The organism is Streptomyces sp. NPDC005931, assembly GCF_042871235.1.
Classification (GTDB): Bacteria; Actinomycetota; Actinomycetes; order Streptomycetales; family Streptomycetaceae; genus Streptomyces.
This window is the reverse complement of record NZ_JBIAIG010000005.1, coordinates 197,843-218,275: the sequence shown is the minus strand read 5'-3', so window position 1 is coordinate 218,275 and position 20,433 is coordinate 197,843. Positions and strand designations below refer to the sequence as shown.

Annotated in this window: 20 protein-coding genes and 3 tRNA genes; 14 read left to right on the top strand and 9 right to left on the bottom strand. The window is 72.7% G+C overall.

The genetic code is table 11. The features are described 5' to 3' along the window. The first annotated feature begins 33 nt into the window (after positions 1-33). From ACFYOV_RS15195 to ACFYOV_RS15185, 3 genes are all read left to right on the top strand, one after another. Complete coding sequence (locus ACFYOV_RS15195) at positions 34-399, top strand: hypothetical protein (RefSeq protein WP_389087530.1); 366 nt, start codon at positions 34-36, stop codon at positions 397-399. 64 nt (positions 400-463) lie between these two features. After that, on the top strand, positions 464-1,147 hold the full coding sequence (locus tag ACFYOV_RS15190) for a bifunctional DNA primase/polymerase (RefSeq protein WP_389087921.1): 684 nt from the start codon (positions 464-466) through the stop codon (positions 1,145-1,147). After that, positions 1,138-1,211 (top strand) — tRNA-Lys (locus ACFYOV_RS15185). Before ACFYOV_RS15190 ends, ACFYOV_RS15185 begins: the two co-directional genes overlap by 10 nt. A gap of 64 nt (positions 1,212-1,275) precedes the next feature. Here ACFYOV_RS15185 and ACFYOV_RS15180 read toward each other — a convergent pair. Continuing rightward, positions 1,276-2,514 (bottom strand): M6 family metalloprotease domain-containing protein, encoded by a 1,239-nt coding sequence (locus ACFYOV_RS15180; RefSeq protein ID WP_389087527.1) that lies wholly within the window; start codon positions 2,512-2,514, stop codon positions 1,276-1,278. A gap of 416 nt (positions 2,515-2,930) precedes the next feature. Here ACFYOV_RS15180 and ACFYOV_RS15175 point away from each other — a divergent pair, with 416 nt between their 5' ends. Next, positions 2,931-4,811, top strand: a complete 1,881-nt coding sequence (locus ACFYOV_RS15175) for a putative bifunctional diguanylate cyclase/phosphodiesterase (RefSeq protein ID WP_389087525.1) — start codon at positions 2,931-2,933, stop codon at positions 4,809-4,811. Here ACFYOV_RS15175 and ACFYOV_RS15170 read toward each other — a convergent pair. The 3 genes from ACFYOV_RS15170 to ACFYOV_RS15160 all read right to left on the bottom strand — a co-directional run bounded on the left by ACFYOV_RS15170 (position 4,787) and on the right by ACFYOV_RS15160 (position 8,207). Next, on the bottom strand, positions 4,787-5,893 hold the full coding sequence (locus ACFYOV_RS15170; RefSeq protein ID WP_389087523.1) for an LLM class flavin-dependent oxidoreductase: 1,107 nt from the start codon (positions 5,891-5,893) through the stop codon (positions 4,787-4,789). The two genes, ACFYOV_RS15175 and ACFYOV_RS15170, sit on opposite strands and share 25 nt — an antisense overlap. A 722-nt stretch (positions 5,894-6,615) precedes the next feature. Next, positions 6,616-7,347: a decarboxylase gene (locus tag ACFYOV_RS15165; protein ID WP_389087520.1), complete on the bottom strand. Its 732-nt coding sequence runs from the start codon at positions 7,345-7,347 to the stop codon at positions 6,616-6,618. Then, a complete protein-coding gene (locus ACFYOV_RS15160; protein WP_389087919.1) occupies positions 7,344-8,207 on the bottom strand; it encodes an aspartate/glutamate racemase family protein in 864 nt (287 codons plus the stop codon). Before ACFYOV_RS15160 ends, ACFYOV_RS15165 begins: the two co-directional genes overlap by 4 nt. 171 nt (positions 8,208-8,378) lie before the next feature. On the opposite strand from ACFYOV_RS15160, the gene ACFYOV_RS15155 reads away from it, so the two are divergent. After that, positions 8,379-9,332 carry a D-2-hydroxyacid dehydrogenase gene (locus ACFYOV_RS15155; RefSeq protein WP_389087518.1) on the top strand — a complete coding sequence of 318 codons (954 nt, stop codon included), beginning with the start codon at positions 8,379-8,381 and terminating at the stop codon, positions 9,330-9,332. A 17-nt stretch (positions 9,333-9,349) separates the two neighbouring features. Then, on the top strand, positions 9,350-10,753 hold the full coding sequence (locus ACFYOV_RS15150) for an amidase (protein ID WP_389087515.1): 1,404 nt from the start codon (positions 9,350-9,352) through the stop codon (positions 10,751-10,753). Here the strand turns inward: ACFYOV_RS15150 and ACFYOV_RS15145 are convergent. Continuing rightward, a complete protein-coding gene (locus tag ACFYOV_RS15145; protein ID WP_389087514.1) occupies positions 10,734-11,228 on the bottom strand; it encodes a DUF3830 family protein in 495 nt (164 codons plus the stop codon). The genes ACFYOV_RS15150 and ACFYOV_RS15145 overlap by 20 nt on opposite strands. A 97-nt stretch (positions 11,229-11,325) precedes the next feature. Here ACFYOV_RS15145 and ehuB point away from each other — a divergent pair, with 97 nt between their 5' ends. The 7 genes from ehuB to ACFYOV_RS15110 all read left to right on the top strand — a co-directional run bounded on the left by ehuB (position 11,326) and on the right by ACFYOV_RS15110 (position 16,079). After that, a complete protein-coding gene (ehuB, locus tag ACFYOV_RS15140) occupies positions 11,326-12,240 on the top strand; it encodes an ectoine/hydroxyectoine ABC transporter substrate-binding protein EhuB (protein WP_389087512.1) in 915 nt (304 codons plus the stop codon). Beyond that, positions 12,237-12,938 carry an ectoine/hydroxyectoine ABC transporter permease subunit EhuC gene (gene ehuC, locus ACFYOV_RS15135; protein ID WP_389087509.1) on the top strand — a complete coding sequence of 234 codons (702 nt, stop codon included), beginning with the start codon at positions 12,237-12,239 and terminating at the stop codon, positions 12,936-12,938. Before ehuB ends, ehuC begins: the two co-directional genes overlap by 4 nt. Beyond that, complete coding sequence (gene ehuD, locus ACFYOV_RS15130) at positions 12,935-13,585, top strand: ectoine/hydroxyectoine ABC transporter permease subunit EhuD (RefSeq protein ID WP_389087507.1); 651 nt, start codon at positions 12,935-12,937, stop codon at positions 13,583-13,585. Before ehuC ends, ehuD begins: the two co-directional genes overlap by 4 nt. Continuing rightward, a complete protein-coding gene (ehuA, locus tag ACFYOV_RS15125; protein WP_389087504.1) occupies positions 13,575-14,387 on the top strand; it encodes an ectoine/hydroxyectoine ABC transporter ATP-binding protein EhuA in 813 nt (270 codons plus the stop codon). The genes ehuD and ehuA overlap by 11 nt, the downstream gene beginning before the upstream one ends. 130 nt (positions 14,388-14,517) lie before the next feature. Beyond that, positions 14,518-14,967, top strand: a complete 450-nt coding sequence (locus tag ACFYOV_RS15120; protein WP_389087502.1) for a hypothetical protein — start codon at positions 14,518-14,520, stop codon at positions 14,965-14,967. A 192-nt stretch (positions 14,968-15,159) separates the two neighbouring features. Beyond that, the gene (locus tag ACFYOV_RS15115; protein ID WP_389087500.1) at positions 15,160-15,960 is read left to right on the top strand and encodes an IclR family transcriptional regulator; all 801 of its coding nucleotides are present in this window, start codon (positions 15,160-15,162) and stop codon (positions 15,958-15,960) included. 45 nt (positions 15,961-16,005) lie between these two features. Further along, positions 16,006-16,079 (top strand) — tRNA-Lys (locus tag ACFYOV_RS15110). A gap of 49 nt (positions 16,080-16,128) precedes the next feature. On the opposite strand, the gene ACFYOV_RS15105 is transcribed toward ACFYOV_RS15110, so the two are convergent. From ACFYOV_RS15105 to ACFYOV_RS15090, 4 genes are all read right to left on the bottom strand, one after another. Further along, a complete protein-coding gene (locus tag ACFYOV_RS15105; RefSeq protein ID WP_389087497.1) occupies positions 16,129-16,590 on the bottom strand; it encodes a hypothetical protein in 462 nt (153 codons plus the stop codon). A 109-nt stretch (positions 16,591-16,699) separates the two neighbouring features. Continuing rightward, positions 16,700-17,305 (bottom strand): lytic polysaccharide monooxygenase, encoded by a 606-nt coding sequence (locus ACFYOV_RS15100; RefSeq protein WP_389087495.1) that lies wholly within the window; start codon positions 17,303-17,305, stop codon positions 16,700-16,702. A 141-nt stretch (positions 17,306-17,446) separates the two neighbouring features. Continuing rightward, positions 17,447-18,577 (bottom strand): SPFH domain-containing protein, encoded by a 1,131-nt coding sequence (locus ACFYOV_RS15095; RefSeq protein WP_389087492.1) that lies wholly within the window; start codon positions 18,575-18,577, stop codon positions 17,447-17,449. A gap of 94 nt (positions 18,578-18,671) precedes the next feature. Further along, positions 18,672-20,006, bottom strand: a complete 1,335-nt coding sequence (locus ACFYOV_RS15090) for a peptidoglycan-binding protein (protein ID WP_389087490.1) — start codon at positions 20,004-20,006, stop codon at positions 18,672-18,674. Between the two features lie 195 nt (positions 20,007-20,201). Here ACFYOV_RS15090 and ACFYOV_RS15085 point away from each other — a divergent pair. Then, a tRNA-Lys gene (locus ACFYOV_RS15085) sits at positions 20,202-20,275 on the top strand. Positions 20,276-20,433: the final 158 nt, after the last annotated feature.

Here is a 20,433-nt window from a genome sequence, read left to right as displayed (position 1 = left end):
GCGGGCCGACCTGACGAACGAGGAGGAGAAGACATGGCGGAGCCCAGGCCGCGTCGTGACCAACCGCGGCTACGCCCCGCGCCCCTGCTCTTCGAGCCCGCGGAAGCGGCCGCCGATCCGGAGCACTTCTTCGACCTGGAGTCGATCGACGATCCGCGCGCTCTGTTGGAGCGGGCGACGGAGCTGACGCTCGCGTTCCGCGCCGCGGCGGACCGTGCGGTGGAGTTCCAGGCGATGGCCGCGGCCCAGCTGGCCGACCCCCGGCGCTTCGACCGGCTGACCGCGGCGGACATCGCCGAGCGCGCCGAGTGGACCGAGGACTATGCGAAGAAGATGGTCGAGTTCGGCCGCGACCTGATGCGCGGCGGCGAGGACCGGGGGCCCGCCGAGCCGGTGTGAGACCGCCGCCGGTGGGTCCGGGCGCCGCTGACCGAACAGGCGTGGCATATGCCAGGCGGGCAAGATACCCCTCGCCCTCGCTCCGTGTCCCGGATTCCGGCAACCCCGGGGAACCGCTCCCGCACGGCCGGTAGACGTAGGCGTCATGAGCAGCCCACGGAATGCCTCCGACGCCAGTGGTGTCACCCCCGAGGGTGCCGCCTGGCTGGCCTCCGCAGGAACGTATCCGCGCAGCACGCTCTCGCACTGGGAGGAGCGCCCGCACGCCCCGGTCGTCCTGCCCTGCGGTGCCGCCTTCGACGTGGTGAGCGCCCCCGCGATCTTCGGGCGGCGCATGCTGGACCGTATGTGGGCCGAGGGGCCGGGTTCCGGGCCGGTGGCGGAGTTCCGCGGCCGGATGCTGCTCTTCGCGGCGCCCGGGACGGCACAGCGACTGCCCGCGCTGCTGAAGTGGGAGGAGTGGGGCGCGCACGGCCGGGAGGACGGGCGTGCGGGCTCCGTGCCGCCGCTGCTCTGCCACGGCACGGGCGACGCGGTGACCGTCCCGGCGCCGGCCCGGACGGTCTCGTTACCGGCCCGCCCGGGATCGCGCTGGCTGGTGGCCCCGGACACGCGTCACCCCTGGTTGCCGGGCCCGGAGGTGCTGCTGTGGGCGGCCGTGCGGGCGGCCCGCGCGGCCGTGCGGATATCGATTTTTCCTCCCGCCGACCAGGGTGCTAATGTCTACGACGTCAGCAGGCGCCGCTAGCTCAGTTGGTTAGAGCAGCTGACTCTTAATCAGCGGGTCCGGGGTTCGAGTCCCTGGCGGCGCACACGATGTCGATGGCGAGGCAGGTTCGCGGAGAGCGCGAGCGGCCTCGCCATCGTCGTTCCCGCCTATGCCCCGGCCGTGATCTTCACCGTCCAGGCACCGGACGGCGTGCGCCCCTCCACCTCCACCCGTACGTCCTCCCCCGGCACCGTGAAGCTCTCGCCGAGGGCGACGGGGGCGTCGGCCAGGGGCGGGTAGACCGATTCCGCGTGGCACGCGCCGGTGCCCGGGTGGGCATCGATCACCTCGACGGGGCCGCCGCCGGACCGGGTGCCGCTGCTGACGCGGTAGACCAGCACCCCCTGACGGCAGACCGACGCGTCGTTGCCCACCGGGCCGCGCGCCTCGAAGGCGAGCACGCTGTCGCCGCCCGTGCGCACCACCGCGAGCTTGGTCCCCCGGCCGAGCCCGAAGGACGGCGCCCCGGCGGCACCGGTCACCGGTGTTCCCGGCCCCGCCCCCAGCGGCTCCAGCGTCAGCCGCACCGGTCCCGCGTCCCGCACGCACCGCACCTGCCGGGGCTCCAGCCAGCCCAGTTTCCACTTGTGCCAGCCGAAGAGGTCGGGCGCCAGGGCGAACTGGCTGCCCATCAGGTCCCAGTCGCCGACATGGGTGTCCCAGTCGCCCCTGCCGTCCACGGGGCGGTGGTACAGGTCCGGCAGGTCGAAGACGTGGCCGGTCTCGTGGGCGAGGACCAGCCGGTCCGGCGGATGCTCCTCGAACACCGTGACCACCCGGCGGATGTCGGTGCCGTCCGCCCGCAGCGGGGTTTCCAGGTTGACGACCTTGGTGGCGTCGGAGTCCACGCCCGGGGCGTCCGGGTCGGCGACGAAGTAGACGATGTCGTACCGCGAGAAGTCCACGTGCCGGTCCGTGGCGGCGAGCGCGTCGCGCAGGTAGGCCGCCCGGTGCGTGACGGTCCAGTCGCGCTCCATGGCGTACGCGGTGGACGGGCGGGGCATGGGAATCCAGTGCTGGAGGGTGTGCGGGCGGAGCGTGAACCTGCCGTAGGAGGCCCGCTGGAAGAAGCGGGTGGTCTCCGGGAAGTGGTCGGCGACGAGTTCCCGGGGCGTGGTCAGGGGGTGCGCGTCCGGGAAGGACAGGAACACCATGACCGCGTCCAGCCGACGGGTCGGGCGTGGGTAGGCGGCGTTCCAGGTGTCCAGGCCCTCGGAGTGGTGCGCGTCGGTGCGGGTCAGGGCGCAGGGCGCGGCGGAGAAGGGCTCGGCGACCGACGGGGCGGTCACCATGGAGGTCGCCGCGAGCGCGGACATGGTGGTGCACACGGCGGCCGTGCTGCGCATCCGCGTGCGCCGGACACCGGGTCGGCCCAGTCCCCCGAGAACCTCTCGAAGCTCACGACCGAGCTCTCTCATCGGGAGCGGACGCGGCACGGGGACCTCCGGGAGACGGTTCACGGGACACCGCACCCAGACTGTGGTGGATTGTCATACTGCGCCCTGTTTATCTGCACCGGACGGGTGAGACCTCCGCGCCCGCGCGGGCGACCGACACCCCCCGCCCCTTCACCCAGCGTCACCACAGGTGGGAGGCCCGAAGGAGCCCTCCACCGGCGCACGGAACGGATCAGGCAAAGTTGCGGGGCCGTCCTTGACACCGGACGGTGGCTGGTGGGACCCGGGGACGGCCTTTATGATCGGCACACTTTCCTGAGACTTTCCTGCACGGACAGCGATCGAGTGCACTGCGGGAGCGAGCGGTGAGCGGAACGTCCGAAGGGCCGGCGATCGCGGCGGATATCGACCGGCCGATCGTCACAGAAAGTGAGTTCGACACGTCTCCCCGTACGGAACCACCGCCACCCCAGCCCGCCCCTCCGTCCCCGCCGCCCACAAGTTCCTCGCCCCCGTCCTACCGCTCGGTCTTCGCGGCCGCCCCGCTCGCGATGGCCGTGGTCGACCGCGAGGGGAGGGTGGTCAGCGCCAACGGCAGTCTCGCCGCCCTGCTGGGCGCCGACCCGGACACGCTGGCGGGTGCCGTCGCCGCCGATCTGGTGGACCTCACCTCCGACGCCCGCACCGGGCACGCCTACCGGGAGATGCTGAACGGCCGGCCGGCGAAGCTGCGCTGCACCCGCCGGCTCAAGCACCCGGAGGGCCACTCGCTGTGGGTGCAGGTGACCGTCGCACCGCTGCCCGACGGGGACGGGGGCGTGCTGCTGTCCGTCGCCGACATCAGCGCCCGCCGTGAGCTCCAGGCCCGCCTTCGCCACTTGCAGATGCACGACCCGGTGACCCGGTTGCCCAACCGCACCCTCTTCTTCGAGCGCCTGACGGCCGCGCTGGAGGCGGAGTCCTACGAGCGCAGCGGGACGGGCCGGATCGGGCTGTGCTACCTGGACCTCGACGGGTTCAAGGCCGTCAACGACACCCTGGGGCACCGCGTCGGCGACCGGCTGCTGGCCGCCGTCGCCGAGCGCCTGATGCGCTGCGCGGAGGAGGCGGCCCGTACCAGAACCGTCGCACCGCTGGTGGCCCGGCTCGGCGGGGACGAGTTCGCACTGCTGGTGGAGGACTCCACCGGCACGGAACAGCTCGCCGACCTGGCCGAGTCGCTGCTCGCGACGATCCAGGACCCGTTCGACCTCTCGGGTCAGCGGCTGTCGGTCTCCGCGTCGATCGGCGTGGTGGAGCGGCACGCCGCCGGCACGACACCGACCGCGCTGATGCAGGCCGCCGACACGACGCTGTACTGGGCGAAGGCCGACGGCAAGGCCCGCTGGACGCTGTTCGACCCGGAGCGCAACGCCCACCGCATGACCCGGCAGGCCCTCGCCTCCGCGCTCCGACCCGCCATCGACCGGGGCGAGTTCACGCTGGAGTACCAGCCGCTGGTGGGCATGGAGGACGACCGGGTGCACGGCGTGGAGGCGCTGGTGCGCTGGAACCACCCGCAGTTCGGGGTGCTGACACCGAACCGGTTCATCGGCCTGGCGGAGGAGGACGGCTCGATCGTGCCGCTCGGCCGCTGGGTGCTGCGCACCGCCTGCCGGCAGGCCCGGGACTGGCAGGTGGAGCACCCCGACGAGCCGCCGATCTTCGTCAGCGTGAACGTGGCCGTCCGTCAGGTGTGGGACTCCGACCTGGTCGCGGACGTCGCCGAGACCCTGGCGGAGACCGGTCTCGCGCCGCACCTGCTGCAACTGGAGCTGACCGAGTCGGCGGTGATGGGCTCCTCGGGCCGGCCGTTGCAGGCCCTGAAGGCGCTCAGCGACATGGGTGTGCGCATCGCCATCGACGACTTCGGCACCGGCTACTCGAATCTCGCCTACCTCAGCCGGCTGCCGGTGTCGGTGCTGAAGCTGGACGGCTCCTTCGTCCGGGGCTTCCAGTACGAGGGCCGTGCGGCGCAGCCGAGCCCGGCGGACGAGGCCATCGTCGAGGCGATGGTGCAGCTCGCCCACCGGCTCGGCCTGACGGTCACCGCCGAGTGCGTGGAGACCTCGGCGCAGGCCACCCGGCTGCGCCGGATCGGGTGCGACACCGGTCAGGGGTGGCTGTACTCGCGTCCGGTCCCGCCGGACCGCATCTCCGAACTGCTGGGCACGCCCGGGGTTCAGGCGGGCGTGGGCAATCCGTAGGCGTTCGCGACGAGTTCGTAGGAACGCAGACGCACCTCGCCGCTGTGCGCGTTGGCCGTGAGCATCAACTCGTCGGCGCCGGTGCGCTTCTGGAGGTCGTCCAGGCCGGCGCGGACCTCGTCCGGGGTGCCGTGGATCACGTTGGCGTTCCAGGACTCGACGAACTCCCGCTCCATCGGGCTGAAGGGGTACGCCTCCGCCTCCTCAGGGGTGGGGACCAGTCCCGGACGGCCGGTGCGCAGCCGGACCATGCTCAGCGCGGCGGCCAGCACCTGGCGGCGGGCCTCCTGCTCGTCCTCGGCCGCGAGCGCGGAGACGCCGATGAGGGCGTACGGCGCGTCGAGGACCTCGCTGGGGCGGAAGGTCTCGCGGTAGAGGTCCAGCGCGGGGATCGTGTTCTGCGCGGAGAAGTGGTGGGCGAAGGCGAAGGGCAGCCCGAGCATCCCGGCCAGCCGGGCGCTGAACCCGGAGGAGCCGAGCAGCCAGACCGGCGGCCGGTGCGGTGACTGCACACCGCCGGGCGAGGTGGCCTGGACCGGTCCGGGTACGGCGTGGACGCGCCGGTAGGGGTGGCCGTCGGGGAAGTCGTCGTCGAGGAACCGGATCAGCTCGGTGAGCTGCTGGGGGAAGTCGTCGGCGCCCTCACCGGGCCGGTCGGTCCGGCGCAGCGCGGCGGCCGTGGCGCCGTCGGTGCCCGGGGCACGGCCCAGCCCGAGGTCGATCCGTCCCGGCGCCATGGCCTCCAGGGTGCCGAACTGCTCGGCGATGACGAGCGGCGCGTGGTTGGGCAGCATGACACCGCCGGAGCCGAGCCGGATGCGCTCGGTGCGGGCGGCGAGGTGGGCCAGGATCACCGCGGGCGAGGAGGAGGCGACACCGGGCATGGAGTGGTGCTCGGCGACCCAGTAGCGGTGGAATCCGCGCGACTCCGCGAGCCGGGACAGGGCGACGCTGGTGCCCAGGGCGTCACCGGCGGTGCGCCCGGCCCCCACGGTGACCAGATCCAGCACGGACAGCGGCACGGGCGCGTCACCCCGGGCCGCGCCTCGGATCTCGTCTGCTGCGGTGTCGTCTGCGGCCACGGTGGGTGCGCCTCCTGTCTCGGTTCACGTACGCCCGTCACCCAACAGGAGGATGTCCCCGCTTATTCCGCCGCCGGAGCCCGTCCCGCGCCTCCGCGGCACCCGCCGGCCGGTGCGCAGACCGGGGTACGCCGCAGAGCGAGCGGTTCCCGGCCCGCCGACGGTGCCGCACCCGACCGCGGACGCCGACATGCGCCCGTCGGCGGTTCACGCCGGGCCGTGCGCCGCCGGCGGACCGCCCGCCGACGAGCCGCCTCGACCCCGGCTCGTTCCCACCGGACGGCACACCACCACCGGCCAACACCGCACACGCCCTGCGAACCCACCCGAGCCCGCCGGGCACCGCAGACCCCCGCCGACGACGGCATGCCGCCCAGGCCGGTCTCGTACCGGGGCGTGCCCTCGCCACCGGCACGCACCCCACGCACCCCACCGACCAACCCCGGCCCGCTCTGCACCGCAGGTCACCGCAGGCCACCGCAGGCCACCGCAGGCCACCGCCGACGGTGCCGTGCCCACCGCCTGCGGTGCCGTCCGTCCCCACCGTCGACGGCGGCACCTCGGCCGCCGACACAGTCACGCCGGGTGGTGCGCCGGCGCCGACGGGCACCCCGCACACGCCGCGCCGGGCCCGTCGGCACCGCGGGTCGTCGGCCTGCCATGCCTCGGCTCGGGTGGCGGAGGGGCGGCGCGGGTGCGCGCGCCCCGCGACCGCCGTCCGCTCACACCTGCACGATCGGCTCCCGGGTGAACAGCGCGCCCAGCTCCGGTGCGTTCACCCTCCGGTCGGCCAGGCGCAGGGCCTCCCAGACGGTGACCTGGTTGGCGGTGAGGACCGGTTTCGCCAGGTCCTTCTCCAGGGCGGGGACGTGGGCGGCCGTGTGCAGGGCCGTGTCCGGCAGGAGCAGGGCGTCGGCGTCCGGGTGGTCGGCCGCGCGGGCCAGCGCGAACAGTTCGGCCTCGCCCCAGGCGCCGACCTCGGCCGCCGTGACGATCCCGGAGCTGCGCGTCGCGAGCACCTCCACGCCGGCGGCCCGCAGGAAGTCGGCGAACAGCGCGGTCACCTCGTCCGGGTAGGTCGCCCCGATCGCGACCCGGCGCGCCTCGATCTCCCGCAGCGCGTGCACGAAGCCGAAGGACGTCGAGGACGCCGGCATGCCCGCCGCCTGGGCCAGGCCCCGCACCTGCTCGTGGGCCCCGTCCCAGCCGCGCACGAAGCTGCCGCTGGTGCAGGCCCACACCACCGCCTCGGCGCCCGTGAGCCGCAGTTCCTCGAGGCCCCTCTCGAGCCGTTCGGGCGAGCCCATCTCCCGCAGCGCGTCCACCCGGTGGGCGTCCTCCCCCATGTCGGTGTGCACCAGGTCCACCCGGATGTCGCTGCCCAGCAACTGCTCGATGCGCGGGTAGTCGTCCTCGGCGGAGTGGCCCGGGTAGAGCAATCCCAGTGCGGTCATGTCCAGCCTTCCTGCTGCGTCTCTTCCGGCAGTACGGGACCGGACGCCTGGTCCGGCAGCACGCCACCGGACGTCCGGTCCGGCAGTACGGGACCGGACCGCGCCGACGCGTCGATCAGCGCCTGGTACGGCCCCACCGCTCGGGTACCCAATCGGCGCAGCGCCGCCCACATGGTCACCTGGTTGGCCGAGATGACCGGTATGCGCAGTTCGGCCTCCAGTTGGGGGATCACGTCGTACGTCGGCAGATTGGTGCAGGACAGGAACAGCGCCTCCGCCGCCCCGAGCCGGCCGCGCACCGCCGCCCGCCGGGCCATGTCGACGACCTCCCGGTAGGTGACCGTCCAGATGTGCCGGGTGAGGCTCATGTACGCGCAGCCGGTGACCGTGACACCCGCCTGCGCCACGTATCCCTCCAGGGCCCGCGTCACCGACACGGTGTACGGCGTCACCAGCGCGACCCGGCGCACGTCCAGCTCGGCCAGTGCCTCCAGCAGCGCCCCCGAGGTGGTGATCGCCGGCACCGCGCCCGCCCGGCTCATCGCCTCGCACATCGCACGCTCCCCCACGATGCCGGCGACGAAGCTGCCCGACGTACAGGCGTAGGCGACGACCTCGGGCGCGACCGCGACGAGGGTGCGCACCGCGTCGCCGAGGGTCTCGTGCTCGCTGATCAGCCGGGCCAGACCGAGGCTCACCTCCACCGGCACGTACGGCGTGCGGGTCAGGTGCAGGGACACCTCGTCGGGCACCCAGCGCCACAGCTCGCGGTCCAGCGCGAAGTCGAAGGGGGCGATGACACCGACACCGCGCTGCGGGGCCGGTCCGCCGGGCAATCCGCCGAGAAGGGAGACGTCCATGTCAGCACCGGCCTCACGCGGGGAGACGAGCACGCAACGGTTCGGGTGAACGCCCGTGTTGACGACGGTAGGTTCGGCTGCGAGCGTGGTCAATCCGCGCATCTCAGACGTCCGGCGTCCTCGGACTCCCGGCACCCTTCGCCTCCCGGCGTCCCGGAGGAACCGCGCCCCATGACCATCCCCGTCCTGCTCGTCCTGGCCGCCGACACCGACCCCCCGCCCCGCCTCGGCCGGCTCACCGGCCGGGTCCGGATCGAGTACGCGGACGACGCGACGCTCGCCGAGCGGCTGCCGGGGGCCGACGTGCTGCTGGTGTGGGACTTCACCTCGCGGGCGGTGCGCGCCGCCTGGCCCGGCCGGGGACCACGGCCGCGCTGGGTGCACACGGCGAGCGCAGGCGTGGACCATCTGCTCGGTCCGGACCTGGCCGCCTCCGACGCGGTGGTCACCAACGCGCGCGGGATCTTCGACCGCCCGATCGCCGAGTACGTCGCCGCGCTCGTACTGGCGCTGGCCAAGGACCTGCCGCGGACGCTGGAGCTCCAGCGGGAGCGCACCTGGCTCCACCGCGAGTCGCGCAGGCTGGCCGGGAGCCGTGCCTGTGTCGTGGGGTCGGGGCCGATCGGCCGGGCCGTCGCCGGCACGCTCGGGGCGCTGGGCGTGATCACGGCCCTGGTCGGGCGGGCGGCGGGGCCCGGGGTCCACGGGCCCGAGGACCTGGACCGGCTGATCGCCCGCGCCGACTGGGTCATCGCCGCGGCTCCGCTGACCGAGCGGACCCGGGGCATGTTCGACGCCCGCCGCTTCGGTCTGATGCTGCCCTCCGCGCACTTCGTCAACGTCGGCCGCGGACCGCTGGTCGTCGAGGACGCGCTGGCCGAGGCGCTGGAGCAGCGCCGGCTCGCGGGCGCCGCCCTCGACGTCTTCGGGACCGAGCCGCTCGCCCCCGGCCACCGTCTGTGGCGGGTCCCGGGGTTGATCGTGTCGCCGCACATGAGCGGGGACACGGTCGGCTGGCGGGACGAGCTCGCCGCGCAGTTCGTGGAGCTCTTCGAGCGCTGGGCGGCGGGCGGGCCACTGGTGAACGTGGTCGACAAACGGCGCGGATACGTGCCCGGACACTGACGGCCCCGGGAGGGTGCATGACCGAGCTGACCGAGGCGACCGCCGTCCGGCTCGTCGAGGGCTACCGCAGGGGTGAGTTCAGTCCCGTGGAGGTGACGCGCGCGGTGCTGGAGCGGGCGCGGGCGATCCAGCCGGAGGTGAACGCGTTCGCCCGGATCACCGCCGAGGACGCGCTGGAGCGGGCCCGGGAGTCGGAGCGGCGGTGGCGGCGCGGCGAGCCGTGCGGGCTGCTGGACGGGGTGCCGGTCACGGTGAAGGACATCCTGCTGCTGCGCGGCTCCCCCACCCTGCGCGGTTCGCGGACCGTCGACCCGGCCGGACCCTGGGACGAGGACGCGCCCTCGGTGGCCCGGCTGAGGGAGCACGGCGCCGTGTTCCTCGGCAAGACGACCACCCCGGAGTTCGGCTGGAAGGGCGTGACGGACTCCCCGCTCACCGGCGTCACACGCAACCCGCACGACCCGACGCGCACCGCTGGTGGCTCCAGCGGGGGCGCGGCGGCGGCCGTGGCGCTGGGCGCGGGTCCGCTGGCCCTGGGCACGGACGGCGGTGGCAGTGTGCGCATCCCTGCGGCCTTCTGCGGGATCTTCGCGCTGAAGCCGACGTACGGCAGGGTGCCGCTGTACCCGGCGAGCGCCTTCGGGACACTGGCGCACGTGGGCCCGATGACCCGGGACGCGGCGGACGCGGCGCTGCTGATGGACGTGATCGGGGTGCCGGACGCGCGGGACTGGTCGGCGCTCGGACCGGCGCCGGAGTCGTTCACGGCAGAACTGGCGGGCGGGGTGCGGGGGCTTCGCGTCGCGTACTCGCCGGCGCTCGGCGGGCGGGTGGCGGTGCGCGCGGAAGTCGCCGCAGGGGTGGGGCGGGCGGTGCGGCGGCTGGCGGACCTGGGCGCCCGCGTCACCGAGACCGATCCCCGGTTCGCCGACCCGGTCGACGCCTTCCACACCCTGTGGTTCAGCGGTGCGGCCCGGGTCGTGCAGCACCTGCGGCCGGACCGGCGTGCGCTGCTCGATCCGGGGCTGCGGGAGATCTGCGCGGCCGGCGCCCGCCTCTCGGCGCTGGACTACCTGGCCGCGGTGGACGTCCGCATGGACCTGGGCCGGCGCATGGGCCGTTTCCACGAGGACCACGACCTGCTGGTCACCCCGACGCTGCCGGTCACGGCCTTCGAGGCGGGCGCCGAGGTGCCTGCGGGCTCCGGGCACCACCGCTGGACCGGCTGGACGCCGTTCACCTACCCGTTCAACATGACCCAGCAGCCGGCGGCGACCGTCCCCGTCGGCACGGACACCGACGGGCTGCCCGTCGGCGTGCAGATCGTGGCCGCCCGGCACCGCGACGCCCTGGTCCTGCGGGCGGCCCAGGCGCTGTACGCGTCCGGGACGGCGGCCCCGGTCACGCCCGGCGGAAGCTGAGGGTCTCCCCCGCCGCCCCGCTGCGCCACAGGTCGTTGCACGCCCCGGCCATGGCCGGCAGGCCCTCGGTCACCTCGCCCCAGACGGTGCCGGGCACCCAGCCCACGTCGCCGTTCAGCAGCAGGTTGTTGCGCTCGTAGAACAGGGCCAGGTCCACCACCGTGGTCCCGGGACGGACCTCGCGGTCGTAGCCGTAGGCCCTGGTGCCCAGTTCGGCGCCCGCAAAGGAGAAATAGCAGAGATCTCCCGGGATGGGGGTGACTGTCGGATTTTCCAGTGGTGGCTCCGATTTCGTGAACGGCGGGAACAGGGAGTAGATCTCATTACGGGCGTATTTGGCGTGGTAGACGTCGCCGGACAACGGGAGGGAATTCCACACGGCCTCGCAGGTGAGCGGCGCCCGGTCGTCGAGCAGCCGGGCCCTGCACGTGATACCGCGTGCGACCAGCGAGATGTCGAGATATCGGTCGGCCATGCGTCCCATGGTCCCGCGCCGGTCAACACCGCCCGACCGCCGAACGGGGCCGGAACCGGACCGAATAAGTCGCATCACTTCGGGTAGCCGCGCCGCCATGGCTCCACCACTGCACCCATGGAGACGACGCGGAGGGACCTCCGGGCCCGCGCGCCGAACGCTGCTCACGGGGGTCGCGGCGCTCGGCACGCTGGGCGTCGCGGGCTGCTCACGCGTGCCCACCGAGGCGAGCACGGACGGCGGTGACCTGCTGGACCGGCTCAGGGCGGCGGGCGTCGTCCGCTTGGGCATCGCCGGCGAGATCCCGTTCGGCTACATCGACAGGAACGGCGAGCTGACCGGCGAGGCACCGGAGCTGGCCAAGGTCATTTTCAAACGGCTCGGCGTGGACCGGGTCCAGCCGGTGCCGACCGAGTTCGGTTCGCTGATCCCGGGGCTCAATGCGCAGCAGTTCGATGTCGTGGCGGCCGGCATGTACGTCAACCCGGAGCGCTGCGAGCAGGTCATCTTCTCGGACCCCGATTACCAGATGCTCGATGCGTTCATCGTGCGCAAGGGGAATCCGAAAGGGCTGCGCACTTACCAGGATGTCGTCGAGAAGAAGGCGACGTTCGCCACCGGTACCGGTTACGCGGAAATCCAGTACGCGGTCGAGGCCGGGTACGAGGAGGGCGACATCATGGTCGTCCCGGACCAGGTCGCCGGGCTGAACGCCGTCGAGGCCGGGCGGGTGGACGTCTTCGCCGGTACGGCGCTCACCACCCGGGAGGTGGTGAAGAAGTCGACGAAGGCGGAGGTCACCGAGCCGTTCCGGCCGATCGTGGACGGCAGGCCGCACACCGACGGCGGCGCCTTCGCGTTCCGGCCCACGGAGACCAGGCTGCGTGACGCCTTCAACGTCGAGCTGCACAGGATGAAGAAGAGCGGCGAACTCCTGCGTGTCCTGCGCCCCTTCGGTTTCACCGAGGACGAGATGACGAACCTGACCGCGAAGGAGCTGTGCGGCTCGTGACGACGGGACTGTGGGAACTCGTACTCAAGGGCGTCTGGGTCACCGTCCAGCTGCTGGTGCTGAGCGCCCTGCTCGGTGCCGCGGTCTCGTTCGTCGTCGGCATCGCGCGCACCCACCGTCTGCGGGTCGTCCGCTTCCTCGCGGGCTTCTACACCGAGGTGTTCCGCGGCACGTCCGCCCTGGTGATGCTGTTCTGGGTGTTCTTCGTGATGCCGGTCGCCCTGGGCTGGCAGCTCGTGCCACTGTGGGCGGGCACCCTCGCGCTCGGCCTCACGTACGGCGCGTACGGGTCGGAGATCGTGCGCGGCGCGCTCGCGGCGGTGGACCCGGCCCAGCGCGAGGGCGGCATCGCCCTGAGCTTCACGCCCTGGCAGCGGCTGCGGCTGATTCTGCTGCCGCAGGCCGTGCCGGAGATGATCCCGCCCTTCTCCAACCTCCTGGTCGAGCTGCTCAAGGGCACCGCGCTGGTCTCCCTCATGGGCATGGGCGACCTGGCGTTCAGCGGCAACCTGGTGCGCCTGGCCCTCCAGGAGAGCGCGGAGATCTACGCGTACGTCCTGCTGATCTACTTCGTGATCGCCTTCCTGCTCACCCGGGGGATGCGCGGACTGGAGAAGCGGCTGAAGGCGAGGGTCGGCAAGGCGCCGCGGCGCGAGGCCGCGGCGGCCGAGCCGGTCGTGATCGAGGGGGTCCGATGAACTGGGACTGGAACGCGGTCTCCGATTTCCTGCCGTACTTCTGGGACGGCCTGCTCGTCACCCTCCAGGCGCTGGTTCTCGGCTCGCTGATCTCGTTCCTGCTGGGTCTGGTGTGGGCGCTGCTGATGCGGGCGCCCACGCGCTGGGTGACCTGGCCGGTCGGCGCCGTGACGGAGTTCGTCCGCAACACCCCGCTGCTCGTCCAGCTCTTCTTCCTCTTCTACGTGCTGCCGGAGTGGGGCGTCACCGCGTCGGCGCTGACCACCGGTGTCGTCGCGATCGGCCTGCACTACTCGACGTACACGATGCAGGTGTACCGCGCCGGCATCGACGCCGTGCCGGCGGGCCAGTGGGAGGCCGCCAAGGCGCTGAACCTGCCCACGCGCCGCACCTGGACCGCGGTGATCCTGCCGCAGGCCGTGCGGCGGGTCGTCCCGGCCCTCGGCAACTACGTCATCTCGATGCTCAAGGACACGCCGATGCTGATGGCGATCACGGTCCTGGAGATGCTGGGCCGGGCGCAGCTGTTCGCCAGGAACACCTTCCAGTTCACCGAGCCCATCACGGTCGTCGGTGTCGCCTTCGTCCTGCTGTCCTACATGGCCTCCCTTCTTCTGCGAACCCTGGAGCGTCGTCTTGTCCGCTGAGTCCACCGCACCCGTCACCGGGAAGGAACCCGGTACCCGTCCCGTCGACGGCGCCGGCGGCCGGCCAGCCGAGCTGGTCCGGTTCGACAAGGTCACCAAGCGGTTCGGGTCCCACACCGTCCTCGACCGCCTCGACTTCTCCGTGGCGGCCGGCAAGCACGTCACGCTGATCGGGCCGTCGGGCAGCGGCAAAACCACGATCCTGCGGCTGCTCATGACCCTGACCGAGCCGGACGAGGGAACGATCACCGTCGGCGGACAACGGCTCTTCCCGGCGCCGGAGAAGCAGGTCCGGGAGATCCGCAAGAACATCGGCATGGTCTTCCAGCAGTTCAACCTCTTCCCCCACATGAAGGTGCGACGGAACATCACCGAGGCGCCGGTGACCGTGCTCGGCCTGTCCAGGGACGAGGCGGACCAGCGCGCCGAGGAGCTGCTCGAGATGGTCGGCCTCGCCGACAGGGCCGACGCCTACCCGTCGCAGCTGTCCGGCGGGCAGCAGCAGCGCGTGGCGATCGCGCGGGCGCTGGCCATGCGGCCGCAGGTGCTGCTGCTCGACGAGGTGACCTCCGCCCTCGACCCCGAACTCGTGGCCGGCGTGCTCGACGTGCTGCGGGACATCGCCCGCAGCACCGACATCACGATGCTGTGCGTCACCCACGAGATGGGCTTCGCCCGCGACATCTCCGACGACGTGCTGATGTTCGACCGCGGCCGGGTCATCGAGTCCGGCCACCCGGACAGGATCTTCAACGACCCGGAGAACGAACGGACGAGGGAGTTCCTCAGCGCGGTTCTGTGAACCGGACCGTCCCGGCCGTCCACGCCCCGGGCGGGCCGGGCCGTACGTCACCGCTGTTCGTCGCGCGGGGGAGACGAACAGTGGTGGCCACCTGACCCTTCACCCACTCCCCCGGGAAACGAGGACCGACATGAAGCTCCGAACCGCCTTGATCGGCACGGGCGCCCCCTTAGCCCTGGTGGCACTGCTCGGCACCACCGCCTCCGCCGCCACTCTCTACACCGAGAGGGCGACGGCGGCGGGCAGCTCCCCCACCATCGACGCCCACTGCCTGACGGTTCCCGGATACGAGAACCCCCGCGCCATCGCGGGCACGGCCTGCTTCAAGCACTACGGCGACCGCTTCTGGATCAAGGACAACCTGGCGGACGGCCACCACATCGAGATGCGCGGCCAGGTGAACACCACCGGCGACAACTTCCGCTGCTACGAGCTGAGCGGATCGTCGGCCGGATGGCAGATCTGCGACAGCTTCTCCGACAACATCCCGGAGAATGCCGTCCTCGCCTGGAACATCGGCCTGTGGGAGGGCAACGACCTCCTGCGGGTCGGCAGCGAGAGGTGGAGCCCGACCTCGTAGGGCCCGGGCGGGTCCCCGTCCCGTCGGTCTCCGGGTGCCCGTGGAGACCGACGGGCACGAGGTGGCCCAGGTCGCTGACATATGCCGATCGCGTGGAAGCCGGTTCGCCGGTGCCCGCGGGCGGCTACCGTGAACGGGCCAGGCAAGTCAGTAGTACGGACGACGGCCCGAGAAGCGAGCCGGGGGGAAACCGTGGCGCTGAAGCACGAGCCGACCGCACCGCACCACTCGGTCCAGGACGCCCTGCGCGTCCTGGACGCGGTGGCGCGGCGCACCACCGGAGTGACCGACACCGAGATCGCCCACCGGACGGGGCTGCACCAGGAGCGGCTGACCACCCTCCTGCGGATGCTGCGCCGGGAGGCCTACGTCGAGCAGATCACCGACGGGGCGTACGTCACCGGGACGGCCTTCGCCCGCCTGGGTGCGGCCCGGGACCACGAGGCGGCCCTGCGGGACCGGCTCCAGCACGCCCTGGACCGGCTGCGCGACTCGGTCGGCGCCGCCGTCTACCTCAGCCGGTACGTGGACGGCGAGGTGCGGGTCACGCACTGCGCCGACAGCCCGGCCGCGCCGAGGGTCAACGAGTGGGTGGACTTCCGCCACGCGGCGCACGCCACCGCGGTCGGCAAGAGCCTGCTCACCCAGCTCGACCCGGACGCCCGGCGCGACCACCTCGCCCGGCACCGGATGGCCCGCCTCACCTCCCGCACGATCACCAGCGACAAGCTGCTGCTGTCCCGTCTGGAGGCCCAGCCGCCCACCGTCCCCGTCCTGGACCTGCAGGAGTACGCGATCGGCACGGTCTGCGCCGCCGTCCCGGTCACGGCCGGCTCCTCGGTGGGCTGCCTGGCGCTGTCCCTCCCGGTCGAGCACGCCCACCGGCTGCGCCGCGCCGCGGAGACCCTGAACCGGAACGCCGCGGGGCTGCTGCTGTCGATGGCGATCCAGGGCGATGTGCGGTGGTCGGGAGCACCCCTCGGGACCAGGTAGTATTTTCTCCGTCGTCGGCCGCGGGAAGCGGACGGCGGGAGTCATGCGCCGCTAGCTCAGTTGGTTAGAGCAGCTGACTCTTAATCAGCGGGTCCGGGGTTCGAGTCCCTGGCGGCGCACAGCGAAGGGCCTCTCGTGGGAGCGAGGGGCCCTTTCACGTGCCGGCTGTCAGCCCGGGAATTCCACGGCCGACCTCACCTCGTGGAATCCGACGATGAAGCCGACGCAGAAGAGCACCAGCACGGCGATGAAGGTCAGCACGCCGAAGGCGGTCAGGTTGTGCCGCACCGGGCTGGGCGCCTGGGCCGTGGCCGCGACCCGCGGGCCGCCGGTGTAGTACACCGTGACGTGGTCGCCCTCGATCACGGTCGCCCGGCCGCCCTCCTCCTCGAACCGGATCACCCGGCCGTCGTGCGTGAGGAACTCGTACACGTGGTGCAGCACCGTGCGCACCGAGGTGTCGTTGCCCCCACCGCGGGTCGACGTGAACACCCGCACACAGCGGCCCTCCGCGGTCAGCCCGCTGTTCCAGGCGGCGCGGATCTGCTGCCAGCGGCGCACCACCCGGTACGCCATGAAGCACGCCAGGGCCGTCATGAGGCCGGGCACGCCGTAGAAGAGCACGTCCATAATCGTTCCCCCGAGGTCGGTACGCCGCACCCGGAGCGAGCGGCGTGGGACGAAGCTACCCACGCCGGCCGCACCGGCGCCTCAAGGGATCCTCAGAACTGTCGCGGTGTCAGAAGGTGACGTCCGAGCAGGCGTAGAACGCGTTGCCCGTGTCGGCGATCGTCCACACGGAGAGGATGACGTGGTGCCCGCTCAGCCCGGAGGGCAGCCTGCCGCTGTGGGAGAGCGTCTGCGGCGGACGCTGGCCGCCGTAGGGGACGGTCAGGAACGGGGTGAGGTTCAGATCGGACCTGGCCAGCCTGTGGTCCTGGTTCCAGCCCGGCTTGGTGACGTAGTACTTGAAGTCCGTGGTGGCGTGCATGGCCGTGAACTGCCACCGGAAGGTGTAGTTCTGGCCGCCGGCCACCCGGGTGGTGGGCCAGGCGCCCCCCGAGGGCGTCCGCGGGCTGTCGAGCTGGGCGAACCGCGTGTTGTTGCCCGAACAGATCTGACCGTCGGCGGGGCCCGAGGCGGGGAATCCCTTGGGACCCTCGACGCTCTGCGGCTCCCACTGGATGGCTCCGCAGTTCGTCACCGTGCCGTTCTGGCAGAGCTTCTGCCGGCTGATCGGCAGGTCGGTGTAGCCGTGGCCGCTGGCACCACCGGAGGAGAGCACGAGCGCTCCGGTCGTGGCCAGTCCCACCGCGGCTGCGTACAGCTTGGTCCGTGTGCGCATGCTGCCGCTCCTGAAAGCGTGGGGGATTTTCGGTGAGCCGTGCAGGTCTAGACCAAGTTCAGGTTATGGCCGCAAGTTGAACATGTCCATACCAATCACGGGTCCCGTTCCCCGGCAGGCGCTCCGGGCCCTGCGACCGCGTCAGGCCCCCGTCTCGCCCCGGCCCGCACAGAACGCCACCGTCAAGTCCTTGACCAGCAGCGTGCGTTCGTAGTCGTCCAGCTCCACCAGTCCCCGCGTGGTCAGCCGGGTCACCGTGTCCTCCACCGAGTCGACCACCGAGGTGAGCACGCTCGCCCGGTGCCGGGCGTCCAGGTCGGTGATGCGGCGCCGGTGCATCGCGGCGGCCACCTCGGGGGCGTACTCCACCCGGACCGGCTGCACCGCGAACACCTCGATCCCGACCGCCGCGGTGTCCGCCGCCACCTGCCGGGTCAGCGCCTCCTGCGCCGCGTCCATCGCCGCCCCGCCCGCGCCAGGAGCCTCCACCGGGACCCGGAGCAGCGCCGCTTCGACGCACTCGCGCAGATACCTCTCGTGGTCCTCGACGCCCAGCGTCGCCCGCGCCGTGTCCCGCACCCGCCACACCACCAGCACGACCGCCCGCAGCGCCACGCCGTTGCGGTCGGCCCCCGGCACCGGCTCGCTGCGCCAGTGCCGCAGCCGGACGTCGACCCGGCGGCGCAGCAGCAGCGGGTTCACCCACAGCAGCCCCGTCCGCCGCACGGTCCCCCGGTAGCGGCCGAACAGGCCGAGCACCCAGGCCCGCCCGGTCCGTCCGCGGGCCAGCCCGCCGAAGCCGAACAGCGTCAGGGCACCGGCCCCGGCGCAGGCCGCCCACTGCGCGGGGCCGGGCCCGGCCGCACCGGCGTGCGCGGGCAGCCCCAGCGCCCCGGCGGCGAACGGCGGCAGCACACCCGCCCACCACGAGGCGGCCGCACAGCCGGCCGCCCCGCACAGGCCGACCAGCACCCCCGCGACACCGGGCAGCACCCGGGCCGGCCGCTCCACCAGGTCCGGATCCACCCGCGGCACCGGACGCGGCCGCTCGGCGGCCGGGCGCCGCAGGCGCGGCTGTTCCCCCGTGCCCCGCCGACGCCCGACCACCGCGGGCCGCAACTGCACCGGCGCCGGGCCGGGATCGTCGCGGAACAGCAGGTGGACGGGGATCTTGGTGGTGGCCTCGGTGTGGATGAGCCGGGCGGTGCGCGCCGCCGTCCCGCTGTCCGCGGGCTGCTCGGATTCGGGGGTGTGGGACGTGGTCGTGGTCATGCGTGCCTCCAGCCTCCGCGCCAGACGCGTCACAGCGGGGAAAGTTCCGGGACGTCAAGGGGGGCCACCGGTCGCACCGGGCCCCGGGCGGGTGTCACGAGAAGAGCCGGCGCCAGGTCTCCGGGCCCGGATAGCCGTCGGCCGCGCCGCCGCGCCAGCCCTGGGAGCGCTGGAACGCCTCGACGTTCCGGCGGTCGGCCTCGGTCCAGCGCGGGCCCGGGCCGGAGGTGTAGTACCTGCCGAACCCCTTCCTGACCAGCTGCTCCCCCAGCTGCGTGACATGGGCGTTCTCCGCGCCCGGCCGGAACATCGCCCGGCCCGGGTAGCCCGGCACCCCGTGCGAGGACGGAGGGACGGAGGTCGCGGGCGGGATGTCCCGGCCCCGGCCGGTCACCAGCAGGTCCCAGGTCAGCGGCCCGGGCAGCCCGTCCGCGGCGGCGCCCTGCCAGCCCTGCGCCTGCTGGAACGCCCGGGTCGCCCTGCGGTCCACCTCGGTCCAGCGCGGTCCCGGCCCGACCGCGTAGAAGCGGGCGCCACCGCGTCCGGTGAGCATCCGGCCGAGTTCGGTGACGTACCGGTTGTTCGCGCCGGGGCCGAAATACACCGCCCCCGGGAAGGGCATCCCGGCCGGCGCCGCGGGCCCCGGGGCGCCCGGCTCGGCCCCCGTGGTGTCGCCGGTCAGCCCCCTGTAGCGGTACGGGACGTAGTGCGCGGAATTGCTCCAGTAGGCGTAGGGAGTGGTCTGCCGGCGGGTGTGCGGGGAGGTCTGCTCGTAACCCGTGTAGTGGGTCCGCGCGGCATTCGTCCAGCCGCCGAAAATGACCACGTGGGACCCCTGGAAGGGGTCGGACGCATTGTGGAAGAGCAGGATGTCCCCCGGCTGGAGTTCCGCCTTGGTAATGGGATCGGCATAGCTCGACAGGCTGCCCGTCCATTCGTTCCGGGGGAGGTTCCAGGCCATCGACACATAACCCGAACAGTCCTGCCGGTAACCGTCGGACCAGTACGCGTTCATGCTGTACGGAACCTTCGCCGCGACCCATGCCTCCGCCCTCGCGATGATGGCCGCACGGGTGGTCGCCGACGCCTTCACCGGCCCGGCCGGCACCCCGCTCGGGCCGTGCAGCGGAGCCTGCGCCCCCTGGGGTGTCGCAGTGCTCTGACCTGCGATGACGATGGGATCGGCGGGGTCCGCAGGGCCGGCCGGCTGGGCCGCGACGGCCGGGACCGCCGGTGCGCCGAGCGCAGCGGCGGCCACGACGAGGGCGGTTCCCCCCGGCCGGGCGAGAGCGAGCCCCCGGGGGGCGGAAGCCGGATGGCCGACCCTCCGGCCGGCCTGCGCATGCGGCAGGACGCGCCTCCAGTGAACGCAGCCGGGGCATTCGCAGTCGTGAGCCGGATCGAATTCCTCGAACACCGGAGACTCCATGCGATTCCCCTCACACTCCCGGTGAATTACTCCGCACCTGTGCACGAAGATCAGTCTCCCGACTGTCGTCGTCACGCGCATGTTGACGGTCCGAATGATGTACGGGAGCGCGGGAGCCCCCGGCCGGCCCGCCCCGGGCTCCGGGAGGTGGTCGGGAGCACCCTCCGGGGTCCTGTAGAGTTACGTCGTCAGCAGGCGCCGCTAGCTCAGTTGGTTAGAGCAGCTGACTCTTAATCAGCGGGTCCGGGGTTCGAGTCCCTGGCGGCGCACCGGCAGGCGGGTCCTTCGCGTGAGCGAGGGGCCCGTCGCCGTTTCTTGGCCTGATCCCCTCCACGTCCCGTTGAGCGGGGTCCCTTCGCCGTACGTATGGAACTGCGGCCCCGCCGGGCGCCCGCTGTCGCCACAATGGACGGGTATGACCGGAGAA

What these genes read in the sequence shown, in the direction of transcription:
- ehuD (WP_389087507.1), top strand. Translation starts at nt 12,935, where the DNA reads ATGAACTGGGACTGGAACGCGGTCTCCGATTTCCTGCCGTACTTCTGG.
- ACFYOV_RS15090 (WP_389087490.1), bottom strand. Translation starts at nt 20,006, where the DNA reads ATGGAGTCTCCGGTGTTCGAGGAATTCGATCCGGCTCACGACTGCGAA.
- ACFYOV_RS15165 (WP_389087520.1), bottom strand. Translation starts at nt 7,347, where the DNA reads ATGACCGCACTGGGATTGCTCTACCCGGGCCACTCCGCCGAGGACGAC.
- ehuB (WP_389087512.1), top strand. Translation starts at nt 11,326, where the DNA reads ATGGCTCCACCACTGCACCCATGGAGACGACGCGGAGGGACCTCCGGG.
- ACFYOV_RS15150 (WP_389087515.1), top strand. Translation starts at nt 9,350, where the DNA reads ATGACCGAGCTGACCGAGGCGACCGCCGTCCGGCTCGTCGAGGGCTAC.
- ACFYOV_RS15160 (WP_389087919.1), bottom strand. Translation starts at nt 8,207, where the DNA reads ATGGACGTCTCCCTTCTCGGCGGATTGCCCGGCGGACCGGCCCCGCAG.
- ACFYOV_RS15095 (WP_389087492.1), bottom strand. Translation starts at nt 18,577, where the DNA reads ATGACCACGACCACGTCCCACACCCCCGAATCCGAGCAGCCCGCGGAC.
- ACFYOV_RS15145 (WP_389087514.1), bottom strand. Translation starts at nt 11,228, where the DNA reads ATGGCCGACCGATATCTCGACATCTCGCTGGTCGCACGCGGTATCACG.
- ACFYOV_RS15105 (WP_389087497.1), bottom strand. Translation starts at nt 16,590, where the DNA reads ATGGACGTGCTCTTCTACGGCGTGCCCGGCCTCATGACGGCCCTGGCG.
- ACFYOV_RS15180 (WP_389087527.1), bottom strand. Translation starts at nt 2,514, where the DNA reads ATGCGCAGCACGGCCGCCGTGTGCACCACCATGTCCGCGCTCGCGGCG.
- ACFYOV_RS15120 (WP_389087502.1), top strand. Translation starts at nt 14,518, where the DNA reads ATGAAGCTCCGAACCGCCTTGATCGGCACGGGCGCCCCCTTAGCCCTG.
- ACFYOV_RS15100 (WP_389087495.1), bottom strand. Translation starts at nt 17,305, where the DNA reads ATGCGCACACGGACCAAGCTGTACGCAGCCGCGGTGGGACTGGCCACG.
- ACFYOV_RS15195 (WP_389087530.1), top strand. Translation starts at nt 34, where the DNA reads ATGGCGGAGCCCAGGCCGCGTCGTGACCAACCGCGGCTACGCCCCGCG.
- ACFYOV_RS15155 (WP_389087518.1), top strand. Translation starts at nt 8,379, where the DNA reads ATGACCATCCCCGTCCTGCTCGTCCTGGCCGCCGACACCGACCCCCCG.